At 71.5% G+C, this 14,601-nt stretch carries 14 protein-coding genes; 3 read left to right on the top strand and 11 right to left on the bottom strand.

Annotated features, from left to right (window positions below):
- Positions 1–74: 74 nt before the first annotated feature.
- The 8 genes from ABZ452_RS30310 to ABZ452_RS30275 form a co-directional block, all read right to left on the bottom strand.
- Positions 75–521, bottom strand: coding sequence for a metal-sulfur cluster assembly factor (locus ABZ452_RS30310; RefSeq protein WP_357950180.1), 447 nt, complete (start codon positions 519–521; stop codon positions 75–77).
- Positions 518–991, bottom strand: a complete 474-nt coding sequence (gene sufU / locus ABZ452_RS30305; RefSeq protein ID WP_357950177.1) for a Fe-S cluster assembly sulfur transfer protein SufU — start codon at positions 989–991, stop codon at positions 518–520. The genes ABZ452_RS30310 and sufU overlap by 4 nt, the downstream gene beginning before the upstream one ends.
- Positions 991–2,295: a cysteine desulfurase gene (locus ABZ452_RS30300; protein ID WP_357950175.1), complete on the bottom strand. Its 1,305-nt coding sequence runs from the start codon at positions 2,293–2,295 to the stop codon at positions 991–993. Before ABZ452_RS30300 ends, sufU begins: the two co-directional genes overlap by 1 nt.
- Positions 2,296–2,301: 6 nt before the next feature.
- On the bottom strand, positions 2,302–3,075 hold the full coding sequence (gene sufC / locus ABZ452_RS30295; protein ID WP_357950172.1) for a Fe-S cluster assembly ATPase SufC: 774 nt from the start codon (positions 3,073–3,075) through the stop codon (positions 2,302–2,304).
- A complete protein-coding gene (locus ABZ452_RS30290) occupies positions 3,075–3,401 on the bottom strand; it encodes a non-heme iron oxygenase ferredoxin subunit (RefSeq protein WP_357950170.1) in 327 nt (108 codons plus the stop codon). The genes sufC and ABZ452_RS30290 overlap by 1 nt, the downstream gene beginning before the upstream one ends.
- The gene (sufD, locus tag ABZ452_RS30285) at positions 3,401–4,549 is read right to left on the bottom strand and encodes a Fe-S cluster assembly protein SufD (RefSeq protein WP_357950167.1); all 1,149 of its coding nucleotides are present in this window, start codon (positions 4,547–4,549) and stop codon (positions 3,401–3,403) included. The genes ABZ452_RS30290 and sufD overlap by 1 nt, the downstream gene beginning before the upstream one ends.
- Positions 4,550–4,634: 85 nt before the next feature.
- Positions 4,635–6,065: a Fe-S cluster assembly protein SufB gene (gene sufB, locus ABZ452_RS30280; protein ID WP_154227702.1), complete on the bottom strand. Its 1,431-nt coding sequence runs from the start codon at positions 6,063–6,065 to the stop codon at positions 4,635–4,637.
- Positions 6,062–6,853, bottom strand: a complete 792-nt coding sequence (locus ABZ452_RS30275) for an HTH domain-containing protein (protein ID WP_357950165.1) — start codon at positions 6,851–6,853, stop codon at positions 6,062–6,064. The genes sufB and ABZ452_RS30275 overlap by 4 nt, the downstream gene beginning before the upstream one ends.
- A gap of 98 nt (positions 6,854–6,951) precedes the next feature.
- On the opposite strand from ABZ452_RS30275, the gene ABZ452_RS30270 reads away from it, so the two are divergent.
- Positions 6,952–7,920 carry a COX15/CtaA family protein gene (locus tag ABZ452_RS30270; RefSeq protein ID WP_357950162.1) on the top strand — a complete coding sequence of 323 codons (969 nt, stop codon included), beginning with the start codon at positions 6,952–6,954 and terminating at the stop codon, positions 7,918–7,920.
- 93 nt (positions 7,921–8,013) lie between these two features.
- Positions 8,014–9,681 carry a right-handed parallel beta-helix repeat-containing protein gene (locus ABZ452_RS30265; protein WP_357950159.1) on the top strand — a complete coding sequence of 556 codons (1,668 nt, stop codon included), beginning with the start codon at positions 8,014–8,016 and terminating at the stop codon, positions 9,679–9,681.
- Positions 9,682–9,720: 39 nt separating this feature from the next.
- On the opposite strand, the gene ABZ452_RS30260 is transcribed toward ABZ452_RS30265, so the two are convergent.
- The 3 genes from ABZ452_RS30260 to ABZ452_RS30250 all read right to left on the bottom strand — a co-directional run bounded on the left by ABZ452_RS30260 (position 9,721) and on the right by ABZ452_RS30250 (position 12,190).
- Positions 9,721–10,641, bottom strand: a complete 921-nt coding sequence (locus ABZ452_RS30260; RefSeq protein WP_357950156.1) for a hypothetical protein — start codon at positions 10,639–10,641, stop codon at positions 9,721–9,723.
- A gap of 6 nt (positions 10,642–10,647) precedes the next feature.
- Positions 10,648–10,980 (bottom strand): hypothetical protein, encoded by a 333-nt coding sequence (locus ABZ452_RS30255; RefSeq protein WP_357950153.1) that lies wholly within the window; start codon positions 10,978–10,980, stop codon positions 10,648–10,650.
- Positions 10,981–11,230: 250 nt separating this feature from the next.
- The gene (locus tag ABZ452_RS30250) at positions 11,231–12,190 is read right to left on the bottom strand and encodes a heme o synthase (protein ID WP_357950150.1); all 960 of its coding nucleotides are present in this window, start codon (positions 12,188–12,190) and stop codon (positions 11,231–11,233) included.
- A gap of 265 nt (positions 12,191–12,455) precedes the next feature.
- Between ABZ452_RS30250 and tkt the strand changes: the two genes are divergently transcribed.
- Positions 12,456–14,594, top strand: a complete 2,139-nt coding sequence (gene tkt / locus ABZ452_RS30245; RefSeq protein ID WP_357950147.1) for a transketolase — start codon at positions 12,456–12,458, stop codon at positions 14,592–14,594.
- Positions 14,595–14,601 lie beyond the last annotated feature (7 nt).

Genomic DNA, 14,601 nt, shown 5'->3' with positions numbered 1-14,601 from the left:
CCCACGCGGGGTGGAACGGGTCGAGCGCGGCACCCGCAGGGGGTGTCGCGCTCGACGGGGACCGGGGGAACCGGTCAGACGTTGAAGCCGAGGGAGCGGAGCTGGTCCCGGCCCTCGTCGGTGATCTTGTCGGGGCCCCACGGCGGCAGCCAGACCCAGTTGATCCGGATGTCGTCGACCAGGCCGCCGCCCGGGCCGGTGGTCAGCGCCTGCCGGGCCTGGTCCTCGATCACGTCGGTGAGCGGGCACGCCGCCGAGGTCAGCGTCATGTCCAGGGTGGCGACGTTCTGATCGTCGACGTGGATGCCGTACACCAGGCCGAGGTCGACCACGTTGATGCCCAGCTCCGGGTCGACGACGTCCTTCATCGCCTCTTCGATGTCGTCGATCGCGGGCTTGCCGCCACCCGCCGCACCGTCGGCCGCCGCGGCACCGTTGGCCGGAACGTCGCCGGCCGGGGCCGCGCCGTCGGTCGCCACCGCGCCGGTCTCCGGCGTCGAGGTGGTCTCTTCGCTGCTCATGCCTTCACCTCCGGGCTCACGCCCACCCCGGCGCGTGCCGCGGCGTCCTTGAACGCCATCCACGACAGCAGCGCGCACTTCACCCGGGCCGGGTAGCGCGCGACACCCGCGAACGCCACCCCGTCTCCGAGCACGTCCTCGTCGGGCGTGACCTGGCCACGCCCGGACATCAACTCGACGAACGCCTCATGCACCACGCCGGCGTCGTCGGCGGCCCGGCCGCGCAGCAGCTCGTGCAGCACGCTGGCCGACGCCTGGCTGATCGAGCAGCCCATCCCGTCGTACGAGATGTCGGTGAACACCTTGCCGTCGGTGGTCACCCGCACGGTGATCTCGTCGCCGCAGGTCGGGTTGACGTGGTGCGCCTCCCCGACCCGGGCGGCCGGGTCCGTCGCGTCCCGCAGGCCGCGGCCGTGCGGGTGCTTGTAGTGGTCCAGGATGATCTCCTGGTAGAGCTGGTCGAGCTGCATCAGTCGAACACCTTCCGCACCTGCTCGAGACCGGCCACCAGCGCGTCGATCTCCTCGGTCGTGGTGTACAGGTAGAACGACGCCCGGGTGGTGGCCGGCACGCCGAACCGGTTGCACACCGGCTTGGCGCAGTGGTGCCCGACCCGGACCTGCACACCGAGCGAGTCGAGCACCTGCCCGACGTCGTGCGGGTGCACGTCGCCGAGCGCGAAGGAGATCGTCCCGCCCCGGCCGACCGGCACGTTCGGGCCGAAGATCCGCAGCCCGGGCACGGTGGAGAGGGCGTCCAGCGCGTACGCCGTCAGCTCCTTCTCGTGCCACTGGATGGCCGGCATCCCGATCCCGGTGAGGTAGTCGACCGCCGCGCCGAGCGCGACCGCCTCGGCGATCGGCGGGGTGCCCGCCTCGAACCGGGCCGGCGGCGCGGCGAACGTCGAACGCGCCATCGACACGGTCTCGATCATCGAGCCGCCGCCGAACACCGGGGGCATCGCGGCGAGCAGCTCGCCCCGGCCCCACAGCACACCGATGCCGGTCGGGCCGCACATCTTGTGACCCGTGAACACGATGAAGTCCGCGTCGTAGTCGACCACGTCCATGGGCATGTGCGGCACCGACTGCGAGCAGTCGAGCAGCAGCAGGGCGCCCACCTCGCGGACCCGCTGGGTGATCCGCGAGGTGGCGTTGACCGTGCCGAGGATGTTGGACATGTGCACCAGCGAGACGATCTTCGTCCGCTCGGTGACCAGGTCGTCCAGGCCGGACTCGTCGAGCCGGCCGTGGTCGGTGACCGGGAACCAGCGCAGGGTCGCGCCGGTCCGCTCGGCGAGGAGCTGCCACGGGACGATGTTCGAGTGGTGCTCCATCTCGGAGATCACGATCTCGTCACCGGGCCCGAGCCGGAACCGGGGGTCGGCGTCCGGGCGCAGCGAGGCGTTGGAGAACGCGTACGCCACCAGGTTGATCGCCTCGGTGGAGTTCTTGGTGAAGACCACCTCGTCCACGCTCGGCGCGTTGATGAACGCGGCGATCTTCGCCCGGGCCCCCTCGTACGCCTCGGTCGCCTCGGTGCCCAGCGTGTGCACCGAGCGGGACACGTTGGCGTTGTGCCGCGCGTAGTGCTCGGCGAGCACGTCGAGCACCTGCCGCGGCTTGTGCGAGGTGTTGGCGCTGTCGAGGTAGACCAGCGGGTGCCCGTTGACCTCCCGGTCCAGGATCGGGAAGTCGGCCCGCACCCGTGCCACGTCGTAGCGGGGCACGTCGTCGTACTGCGGCATGCCCGACGGGATCGCGATGGAGGTCATCGGAGCTCAGGCCCGCGCCGAGCCGGCCCCGGCGACGTACCGCTCGTAGCCCTCTTCCTCGAGCTTGTCGGCCAGCTCCGGGCCGCCCTGCTCGACGATCCGGCCGGCCACGAAGACGTGCACGAAGTCGGGCTTGATGTAGCGCAGGATCCGCGTGTAGTGGGTGATCAGCAGCAGGCCGGTGTCGCCGGTGTCGCGCACCCGGTTGACGCCCTCGCTGACCACGCGCAGCGCGTCCACGTCGAGACCGGAGTCGGTCTCGTCGAGGATGGCGATCTTCGGCTTGAGCAGCTCCAGCTGCACGATCTCGTGCCGCTTCTTCTCGCCGCCGGAGAAGCCCTCGTTGACGTTGCGCTGGGCGAACGCCGGGTCCATCTGGAGCTTCTCCATGGCGCCGCGCAGCTCGCCGGCCCAGGTGCGCAGCTTCGGCGCCTCGCCGTCGATGGCCGTCTTGGCGGTGCGCAGGAAGTTGGCCACCGAGACGCCGGGGACCTCGACCGGGTACTGCATGGCCAGGAAGAGGCCGGCGCGGGCCCGCTCGTCGACGGACATGGCCAGCACGTCCTCGCCGTCGAGGGTCACCGAACCGCCGGTGATCTCGTACTTGGGGTGGCCGGCGATCGAGTACGCCAGCGTCGACTTGCCGGAGCCGTTCGGGCCCATGATGGCGTGGGTCTCGCCCGACTTCACGGTCAGGTCGACACCGGCCAGGATCGGCTTGAGCTCACCCTCGGGCAGCTTGACCGACACCTTCAGGTCGCGGATCTCCAGGGTGCTCATCAGCGGGTCACTCCATTGCTCGGCGTCAGGCTGACGTAGATGTCGCCCTCGCGGACTTCGACGGGATAGACGGGAACGGGTTCGGTGGCGGGCAGCCCGGTGGGCTCACCGGTCCGTAGGTCGAAACGGGATCCGTGCAGCCAGCATTCCAGCGTGCACCCGTCGACCTCACCCTCGGAGAGGGCCACCGCGGCGTGCGAGCACTCGTCGTACACGGCGTAGAACGCGTCGTCCTCGCCGTGCACGATCGCGATCTGCGTGCCGTCGACGTCGGCGCTGATCGCGGTGCCCTTCGGCACGTCCTCGGTCGAGCAGATCTTGATCATCAGGCGCCGGCCTTGGCGAGGCGGGCCTCGATCGCGTCGCCGAGCCGCTCGCGCAGGTCGTCGACCGGGATCTTGTTGATCAGCTCGGCGAAGAAGCCGCGGACCACCAGGCGGCGGGCCTCGCCCTCCGGGATGCCCCGGGCCATGAGGTAGAAGAGCTGCTCGTCGTCGAAGCGGCCGGTCGCGCTGGCATGCCCGGCGCCGGCGATCTCGCCGGTCTCGATCTCCAGGTTGGGCACCGAGTCCGCCCGGGCGCCGTCGGTGAGCAGCAGGTTCCGGTTGATCTCGTACGTGTCGGTGCCGGTCGCCTCGGCCCGGATCAGCACGTCACCGACCCAGACCGTGTGCGCGCTGTCGCCCTGCAGGGCGCCCCGGTAGCCGACGTAGCTGCGGCAGTCCGGCACGGTGTGGTCGACCAGCTGCCGGTGCTCCAGGTGCTGCCCGGAGTCGGCGAAGTAGACGCCGTACAGCTCGGCCTCGCCGCCGCGCTGGGCGTATTCCACCGAGGTGTACTGCCGGACCAGGTCGCCACCGAGGCTCACCTGGACGTGGATCACCTTGGCGTCGCGGCCCAGCTTGACCTTGAGGTGCTGCGCCTGCACGGCGTCGTCGGCCCAGTCCGCGATCGTGACCAGCGTCAGCTTCGCGCCGTCGCCCACCGACACCTCGACGTTGTCGGCCAGCGTGCCGGAGCCGACGTGCCGCAGGACCAGGACCGACTCGGAGAGCGCGCCGATCTCGACGAAGGTGTGCGCGAAGGCCACCACGTCGGAGGGCCCGCCGTGCACGGTGACGATCACCGGCTCGGCGACCACCGCCTCCCGGGCCACCTGCACCAGCTGGCCGAGGTCCGACTCGCCGTAGGCGCGGGCGCTGATCCGGTCGAACGGGACCAGCACGCTGCCCCGGCGCGGGTCGTCCTTGGCCAGCGTGCCGACCGTGACCCCCTCGGGGAGCTGCCCGTACTCGTAGGCCGGCCAGTGCGCCGACTCGTCCGTCACGGCGCCGTCGAGCAGGCCGCGCAGGCGCTTGAGCGGGGTGAAGCGCCACTCCTCCTCCAGGCCGGTGAGGGCCGGGAAGTCGGCGACGTCGTACGAGCGGAGCGCCTGCGACTTGGTCGCGGGCGGCGCGGAAGCCTGGGTAGTCATCTCTTCCTTGGTCTGTTCTGCGATTGATCGGAGGGTCGGTCGCGCTGGTCGCGACGCGGCGGGACGAGTCCGGGCCGCGCGGCGGTCAGCCCACCGCCCCCTCCATCTGGAGCTCGATCAGGCGGTTGAGCTCCAGGGCGTACTCCATCGGGAGCTCCTTGGCGATCGGCTCGATGAAGCCGCGCACGATCATGGCCATCGCCTCGTCCTCGCTCAGGCCCCGGCTCATCAGGTAGAAGAGCTGGTCGTCGCTGATCTTGGAGACGGTCGCCTCGTGCCCCATCGACACGTCGTCCTCACGGATGTCGACGTAGGGGTAGGTGTCGGAGCGGGAGATGGTGTCGACCAGCAGCGCGTCGCACTTGACCGTGCTCCGGCTGCTGTGCGAGCCCTCCAGCACCTGCACCAGGCCCCGGTAGGAGGTGCGGCCGCCGCCCCGGGCGATCGACTTCGACACGATGGTCGAGGAGGTGTGCGGCGCGGCGTGCACCATCTTGGCGCCCGCGTCCTGGTGCTGGCCCTCGCCGGCCATGGCCACCGAGAGCACCTCGCCCTTGGCGTGCTCGCCGGTCATGTAGACCGCCGGGTACTTCATGGTGACCTTGGAGCCGATGTTGCCGTCGACCCACTCCATGGTCGCGCCCTCGTGGCAGACGGCGCGCTTGGTCACCAGGTTGTAGACGTTGTTCGACCAGTTCTGGATGGTCGTGTAACGGCACCGGGCGTTCTTCTTGACGATGATCTCCACGACCGCGCTGTGCAGCGAGTCCGAGGAGTAGAGCGGCGCGGTGCAGCCCTCGACGTAGTGCACGTACGCACCCTCGTCGACGATGATCAGCGTCCGCTCGAACTGGCCCATGTTCTCCGTGTTGATCCGGAAGTAGGCCTGCAGCGGGATCTCCACGTGCACGCCCTTCGGCACGTAGATGAACGAGCCACCGGACCAGACGGAGGTGTTCAGCGCGGCGAACTTGTTGTCGCCGACCGGGATCACCGTGCCGAAGTACTCCTTGAAGATGTCCTCGTGCTCGCGCAGCGCGGTGTCGGTGTCCAGGAAGATGACACCCTGCTCCTCAAGGTCCTCACGGATCTTGTGGTAGACGACCTCGGACTCGTACTGCGCCGCGACGCCGGCGACCAGCCGCTGCTTCTCCGCCTCGGGGATGCCCAGCCGGTCGTAGGTGTTCTTGATGTCCTCCGGCAGGTCCTCCCAGCTGGTGGCCTGCTTCTCGGTGGACCGCACGAAGTACTTGATGTTGTCGAAGTCGATCCCGGTGAGGTCCGCGCCCCACGCCGGCATCGGCTTGCGGCCGAACAGCCGCAGGCCCTTGAGGCGCAGGTCGAGCATCCAGGCCGGCTCGTTCTTCTTGGCCGAGATGTCCCGCACCACCGCCTCGTTGAGGCCGCGCTGGGCGGACGCCCCCGCGACGTCGGGGTCGGCCCAGCCGTACTCGTAGCGACCCAGAGCGGCGAGCTGCTCCTCCTGGGTCAGGGGCTGGACGATCTGCTCGGTCATCTATCTGTCCTCACAGTGGTGACGGTGTTACCGGACTGGGCACGCGGCTGGGTGGGGATGTGCGTGGTGCACACCCCGTCGCCGTGCGCGATGGTGGCCAGGCGCTGCACGTGGGTGCCGACCAGACGGGAGATCACCGCGGTCTCGGCCTCGCACAGCTGGGGGAACTCGGCGGCCACGTGCGCCACCGGGCAGTGGTGCTGGCACAGCTGGCCGCCGGAGGCGATCGTGGACGCGTTGGCAGCGTAGCCCTCGGCGGTCAGCGCCCCGGCGAGCGCCTCCGCCCGGGCGAGCGGTTCGTCGCCGGCGTCCTCCATGGCGGCGCGGCAGCGCTCCTCCAGCGCGGTCACCTGCTCGGCGGCGAACGCCTCGACGGCCGGCGAGCCGCCGGTGCGGGCGATCCAGCGCAGGGCGGCGGTGGCGATGTTGTCGTAGTGGTGGGTGCCGCAGCGCACCCGGGCCGCCTCGGTCAGCACGAAGACCTTGGCCGGCCGGCCCCGCCCCCGGCTGCCCCGCACGACCTGCTCGCGGGCCTCCACGTCGCCGTCGGCGAGCATGGCGTCGAGGTGCCGGCGGATCGCGGCCGGGCTGAGCCCGAGCGCCGAGCCGAGCTGCGCGGCGGTCGTCGCGCCCTGCTCCAGCAGCAGCTGGGTGACCCGGTCACGGGTGGAGAGGTCGGTGGACGCGGCCTGCGACAGCTCCGGCTCGGCGCGCCTGGCGCCGCGCCGCGACCCGGCGACCGGTGCGGTCGCCGGCTGCTGCCCGGAGAGCGCCGCCGCGTTTTTCACAACGACAACGTTACGTAATTCGCCGGAGGCCCGCAAACCCGGGGTCCGGTGATCCCGACCACCGGTGTGCCGGAGTCACCCGATCGGGTTCCACTACGGTGCGTAGGATTCGCTCCGTGAAGGCTTTCGCCCGGTTCCCGGTCTCCCCCACGCTGCTGCGCCGCCTCGCGTACACCTCGATCATCGCGAACGTGGCGATCGTGGTCACCGGCGGGGGTGTCCGGCTCACCCGCTCGGGGCTCGGCTGCCCCACCTGGCCCCGGTGCACCGACGAGTCGTACATCGCCACCCCGGAGATGGGCGTCAACGGGGCGATCGAGTTCGGCAACCGGCTGCTCACCTTCGCCGTGGGTGTCATCGCGCTGGCCGTGGTGCTCGCCGTGCTGGCCCAGCGGACCCGCCCGCGCGGGGTGCTGCCGCTGGCGATCGGCGTGCTGTTCGGCATCCCCGCCCAGGCCGTGATCGGCGGCATCACCGTGCTCACGAACCTCAACCCGTGGGTGGTCGGGCTGCACTTCCTCGCCTCGATGGTGGTGATCGCCGCCGCGTACGCGCTCTGGCGGCGCACCGTCGAGCCCGACGGGCCGGTCGTCCCGTCCGTGCCTGCGCCGCTGCGTACCCTCGCTCTGCTCACCACCGTGGTCAGCGCGGCCGTGCTGGTGATCGGCACCTGGGTGACCGGCAGCGGGCCGCACGCGGGCGACCAGGGCGCGGCCCGCAACGGCCTGGACCCGGAGGCGATCTCCCAGGTGCACGCCGACGGGGTGTTCCTGCTGATCGGCCTCTCGGTGGCGCTGCTCTTCGCGTTCCGCGCGGTGGGCGCCGCCCGGGCCGCCCGGGCCGCCGGGCTGCTGGTCGCGGTCGAGTTGGGCCAGGGCCTGATCGGCTTCGTGCAGTACTTCACCCACCTGCCCGCCCTGCTGGTCGCCGCGCACATGCTCGGCTCCTGCCTGGTGCTGCTGGCGACCCTGGGCGTGCTCTGGGCCACCCGGGAGCGGCGTCCGGCCGCCCCGCCCGCCCCGGCCGCCGCCGCGCCGGCCGGCCAGCCGGTCACCGCCGCCGCCTGAGCGCCGCCCGCGGCGCTCCCCCCGGCGTTACCCCCGGGCGGCAGCGGGAATGCGGTCCGCGCCACGGATCGTCCGCCCGAGGGGAGCCCGCCGGTGTCGCGCAAGGGCCTGACCACGACCGTCCCGCAGCGGCTGACGCCGGTGGCCGGCGCGCCGCTGTGGTGCGACGCCCTCGACTTCGGGCTCACCGGTGACGGCGTGACCAACGACCAGCCGGCGCTGGCCGCCCTGGTGGAACGGCTGGGTGACGGGTACGCCGCCGACGGCCGGGCGCGGGTCATCTACTGCCCGCCGGGCATCTACTCGATCCGGGACGCCGGCACCGTCTGGCGCAGCGGCGTGTCGCTAATCGGCGCGGGGCCCGCCGCGACCCGGTTCCTGCTCAGCAACGAGGGCAACCGGAACGATCCCGTCCCGCTGGCGTTCTGGACCACGGTGCAGCACGGCGCGGACCGGGACCGGCACATCGCCGACTGCTCCTTCACCGACTTCGAGATCGACGGCTCCGGTGTCGGCATGACCCAGTACAACTACCTGGCCAAGGGCCTCGGCCTCCAGTACGTGGTGCGTGGCGTCTTCCGGAACCTCTACATCCACCACACCGGGGCGACCGGGCTGGGCTGCGACTTCCTCCAGGACGGCCTGATCGACGGGGTGGTCGTGGTGGGCTGCGGCCGGCTGGACAACGGCGAGCAGATGGGCGGCGCGGGCATCGGCGTCGGCATCGGCGGCTGGGGCGACGTGGAGCGGCTCACCATCGCCAACTGCACCACGGTGGGCAACGGGACCAACGGGATCTTCCTGGAGCTGCAGAAGGACTACTGGCCGCCCCCGCGCGGTTTCCGCATCGTCGGGTGCCACAGCCAGGCGAACCGGTTCGGCATCTCCGACTGGGGGGCCGACGGGCTGATCGTCTCGGCCTGCACCCTGACGAACAACCTGGAGGCGGGTTTCGACGTCTCCGCCAACGGCACGGCCGGGATCGCCGGCCGCGGCGGGCTGCTGACCGACTGCGTGATCGACCGCAACGTCGGCGACGGGATCAGCATGGGCAACACCCCCGGTCCGTACGTGATCCGGGGCAACCGGATCAGCCGCAACGGCGGCTACGGCTACCACGAGCACGACCTGGGCCACGGCTACCGGGGCCCCGCCGAGGACGTGGTGATCCAGGGGAACCACATCTGGGACAACGCGCTGGACGGGATCCGGATCGACCGGCCGATGACCGACGCCGCGGTGGTGGACAACCGGATCCGGGACAACGGGCGCCGGTCCGCGCCGGCGTGCCACGGCGCCGGCGCGACGGTGCGCTACGCCCAGCGCCGGGTCACCGACGGGACGGCGGACTGGCCGCCCGGCGGGCACCGGGGCAAGGTCCTGCGGGTCGACTCGCGGACCGCGGTCGTCGCGGACAACACCGGCGACGAGCTGTCCCTGGCCGAGGTGCGGCCCGACGGGGCTACCGGCTGGAACGAGGCCACGCCGGCGCCGGGCACGCCGTACGAGCTGCCCGCCGGGCCGCCGGAGCGCGCCGGGATCGCGATCAACGCCCCGTTCGACTCGGCCACCGTGCGGGGCAACCGGATCTGGCACCGGGAGGAGCACACCCAGACCTACGGGCTGTGGATCACCGAGGCGGGCAGCTGCGTGTCCTGCCGGGTGGAGGACAACGACCTCGCCGGGAACGAGGCGGCGGTCCGGCTGGACACCCCACCGATCGGCGGCCGCTGGGAACGCAACCACTGCGACGGGGAGTGAGGTCGGGCCCGGCCCGCTCGGCGCGGGCCGGGCGCGAGGTCAGGACCGCCGGGCCAGGTGGGTGGCGATCGCCGCGGCGAGCCGGTCCGGGGCGCCGTCGGCGTAACCGACGAACAGGCTCGGCTCGGTCAGCTCCAACTCGACCAGGACGGGCGAGGAGTCCGGGCCGGGGATCAGGTCCACCCGGGCGTAGAGCAGCCGCTCGGTGCCGCCGGGCACGACGGCCAGGGTCTTCTCCGCCGTGTCGAGCTGCTCCGGGGTGGCCGCCCGGGCGTCGATCCGCTCCTCCTTGTACAGCTCGGCCACGCCGCGGTCGGGGCCGGTCAGCATCGGCCCCTTGCGGATCGCGTGGCTGAACGCCAGGCCGTCCGGCCCGGCCAGGAAGAGCAGCGCGGTCTCCCCGGCGGTGTCCACCGCCTCCAGGTACGGCTGGACCATGGTGACCCGGCCGGCGGCGGACAGCCGCCGCACGTGCGCCACGGCCAGCTCCCGGTGCTCCGGGTCGGCCAGGTCGTACCGGCCGGTGTCCTGGCTGCCGGCGCTGACCGCCGGCTTGAGCACGTACTCCCCGGTGTCGGCCGGCGGGGTCCAGTCCGCCCCGGGCTCGACCCAGGCGGTCGGCACGGTGGGCACGCCGGCCGCGGACAGCTCGGCCAGGTAGCGCTTGTCGGTGTTCCAGGCGACCACGTCGGCCGGGTTGACCAGGGTGGGCACCGTGCGCGCCCAGGCGACGAACTCGTCGCGGCGCAGCGCGTAGTCCCAGGGCGAGCGGAGCACGACCAGGTCGTAGCCGGACCAGTCCACGGCCGGGTCGTCCCAGACGACCGCCTCGGCGGCGACGCCGCGGGCGGCGAGCGGGTCGAGCACGAGCCGGTCGTCCGGGTCGAGGTCGGGAAGGGCGGTGCAGGTGACGAGAGCGACCCGGGGTTTCCCCCGGGTCGGCTGGTGGTGGTTGGTCAATTTATGTCAACGGGCCATCGTGCGCCGGGCCATCGACCGCCAGAGGTCGTTGCTCGGACGCATCTGGTCCATCAGCTCACGCTCCCAGGCGTTCTCGACGGTCACTCCTGCCTTGGAGCAGGCCTGCCGCGCGGTGTCGGTGCCGTCGGCGAACTGGTCGGCCCACGCCCCGTCGGAACCCACGAGGACGATTCGTGCGCCGCGCTTGCCGACGTACTCGATGACCGCCTTCGCCCCGCCGTGTTCGGCGGCGAACGACTTGATGCCCGCGACCAGGCCGTTGGGGGCCTGTTCGCCGGTCTTGTCAGCCGTCAGCGTCGTATCGGAACCATCTGCCATGACGCGAAGCCTAAGCAGACATCCACTCGGATGTGCGAGAACGATGAACTGAATGTGATGCCAATTACCTACTGGTTTAAGGAAGACCACAGGTAATTCGCCCGTACATGTCGCTTATGCCGGCCCAAAACGGGCGGGGGAGATCGTCACAGTCTGTCCGGGTTGAGCCCGTCCGGCTCAGGCCGAAAAAAATTCTGATGAAATCCGCGACACGGGGAACTCATCCACCCCGGTGAGCGCCGGAAAGCGACTAGAGCAGGGCGTCGAGGGCGACGGCCGCGAACAGGATGGTGAGGTAGGTGGTGGACCAGTGGAAGAGCCGCATCGGCTTGACCGCCTCGCCGCGCGCCGCGCGCCGGCAGAGCTTGTGTGCCTCGACGACGAAGATCCCGCCGACCACCAGCGCGGTCACGCCGTAGATCGGGCTCATCCCGAGCGGCCAGACCGCCAGCGAGGAGAGCAGGGTCAGCCAGGAGAAGAGGATGATCTCCGCGTTGACCCGGCGGACCGAGGCCACCACCGGCAGCATCGGGATGCCGGCCCGCGCGTAGTCCGCCTTGTACTTGATCGCCAGGGCGTAGAAGTGCGGCATCTGCCAGAAGAAGACCACCGCGAACAGGCCCCACGCCTCCGGTGCCAGGGAGCCGGTGACCGCCGCCCAGCCGATCAGCACCGGCGCCGCCCCGCAGGCGCCGCCCCAGAAGGTGTTGGCGGCCGTGGTGCGCTTCAACCAGAGCGTGTAGACCAGGTCGTAGTAGGCGATCGCCGCGAGGGTCAGCCCGGCGGCCAGCCAGTTGGTGGCGGCGGCCATCAGCGCCACCGAGATCACCGCGAGCACCAGGCCGAAGATCAGCGCGCTGCGCGGCGACACCGTGTGCGCGGGCAGCGGCCGGCGCTTGGTGCGCCGCATCAACTGGTCGATGTCACGGTCGATGTAGCAGTTGAGGACGCTGGCCGCGCCCGCGGCCAGCGAGCCGCCGACCAGCACCACGGCCACCAGCCAGAGCGCCGGCATGCCGCCGTCGGCCAGCATCATCGCCGGCACGGTGGTGACCAGCAGCAGCTCGACGATCCGCGGCTTCGTGAGCGCCACGTACGCGGCCACCACGGCCCGCACGTCCCGCCGGCCGGTCGCCGGCCCCTCCGCCACCGTGCTCACCGGCGGGTGCCCGGCAGAGTCGCTGACGGGGCGCTCGGTGATCATGCTCACGGATTGCCACCTTCCGGCTTCGGCGGGGGAGGTCGGTGTCGGCTCGGACCCCTCCGGGTCCACACACCGCCCCACACACTACGCGGCGTCGTTTTGGCTGCCCCGCAGACCCGGCAACGGTGCGGGCCGTCACATCCCCGGTTGAACGGCTGATCCGGTCGGAGACGTACAGACCAGCATGCAGAGATCCCCGGGCGGACGTTTAGGGCCGCTCGATAGGGTCATCAGTGAGGGTTCCGCCCATCTGCCGAGGAGCACAACCATCGTGGCTGCCAACCGACCCGAGCTTCCCGCTCTCAACTGGTCCGACCTCGACCGCAGGGCCGTCGACACGGTCCGCGTGCTGGCCATGGACGCCGTGGAGAAATCCGGCAACGGCCACCCGGGCACGGCCATGAGCCTCGCCCCGGCGGCGTACCTGCTCTTCAACCGGGTCATGCGGCACAACCCGGCCGACCCGAACTGGCCCGGCCGGGACCGGTTCGTGCTCTCCGCCGGGCACTCCAGCCTGACCCTCTACATCCAGCTCTTCCTCTCCGGCTACCCGCTGGCCCTGCAGGACCTCAAGGCGCTGCGCCAGTGGGGCTCGCTCACCCCGGGGCACCCGGAGCACGGCCACACTCCGGGCGTGGAGACCACCACCGGCCCGCTCGGCCAGGGCCTCGGCAACGCGGTCGGCATGGCGATGGCGGCCCGCCGCGAGCGCGGCCTGTTCGACCCCGACCCGGATCGGGCCGATTCCCCGTTCCGCCACGACATCTGGTGCATCGCCTCGGACGGCGACATCGAGGAGGGCATCAGCCACGAGGTCAGCGCCCTCGCCGGCCACCAGCAGCTCGGCAACCTCTGCGTGATCTACGACGACAACGAGATCTCGATCGAGGACGACACCCGGATCGCCAAGAGCGAGGACGTGGCGGCCCGCTACGAGGCGTACGGCTGGCACGTCCAGACGGTCGACTGGCGCCGCGGCGACGCCGACCAGGGCGACTACCACGAGGACGTGGAAGCCCTCTACGAGGCGCTGCTGGCCGCCAAGGCGGAGACCGGCCGCCCCTCCTTCATCGCGCTGCGCACCATCATCGGCTGGCCCGCCCCGAACAAGCAGAACACCGGCAAGATCCACGGCTCGGCGCTCGGCGGCGACGAGGTGAAGGCCACCAAGCAGATCCTCGGCTTCGACCCGGAGCGCACCTTCGAGGTCGACGACGAGGTGCTCAAGCACGCCCGTCAGGTGATGGAGCGGGGCGCCGAGGCGCAGGCGGCGTGGACCACCGCGTTCGACGCCTGGTCGCAGGCCAACCCGGAGCGCAAGGCGCTGTGGGAGCGGATGTCCACCCGCACGCTCCCGACCGGCTGGGCGGACGCGGTGCCGACCTTCCCGGCCGACGCCAAGGGCGTCGCCACCCGGGCCGCCTCCGGCAAGGTCCTGGAGGCGCTCGCCCCGGTGCTCCCCGAGCTGTGGGGCGGCTCCGCCGACCTGGCGGAGAGCAACAACACCACGATGAAGGGCGAGCCGTCCTTCATCCCGGCGGTGCACGCCACCAAGGACTTCCCGGGCGACGAGTACGGCCGCACCCTGCACTTCGGCATCCGCGAGCACGCCATGGGCGCGATCCTCAACGGCATCGCCCTGCACGGCGGCACCCGCCCGTACGGCGGCACGTTCCTGGTGTTCAGCGACTACATGCGCCCCTCGGTGCGGCTCGCCGCGCTGATGAAGCTGCCCGTGGTCTACGTGTGGACGCACGACTCGATCGGCCTCGGCGAGGACGGCCCGACCCACCAGCCGGTGGAGCACCTGACCGCGCTGCGCGCCATCCCCGGCCTCGACGTGGTCCGCCCGGCCGACGCCAACGAGACCGCCTGGGCGTGGCGGCAGGCCCTGGAGCACACCGACCGCCCCACCGCGCTGGCGCTCAGCCGGCAGGCGCTGCCGACCGTCGACCGCACCGACCTGGCCGGCGCCGAGGGCACCGCCAAGGGCGGCTACGTGCTGGCCGAGGCGTCCGGCGGCAAGCCCCAGGTGATCATCGTCGGCACCGGTTCCGAGGTGCAGCTCTGCCTCACCGCCCGGGAGCGGCTGGAGGCCGACGGCACCCCCACCCGGGTCGTCTCAATGCCCTGCCAGGAGTGGTTCTTCGAGCAGGACGAGGCCTACCGGGAGTCGGTGCTGCCGCGCGGGGTAAAGGCACGGGTGAGCGTGGAGGCGGGCATCGCCATGTCCTGGCGGGCGATCGTCGGGGACAGCGGCGAGTGCGTGAGCCTGGAGCACTACGGGGCGAGCGCGCCGCACACCGTGCTCTTCGAGCAGTTCGGGTTCACCCCCGACCGGATCGTCGCCGCCGCGCACGCGGCGCTGACCCGGGTGGGCGACATCACCGGTTTCACGACCGGCAACTGAGGGAGCG

Origin of the sequence: Micromonospora sp. NPDC005707 (assembly GCF_040631005.1) — a bacterium.
In the GTDB taxonomy this organism is placed as follows: Bacteria; Actinomycetota; Actinomycetes; order Mycobacteriales; family Micromonosporaceae; genus Micromonospora.
This window is presented reverse-complemented; position numbering and strand designations above follow the sequence as displayed.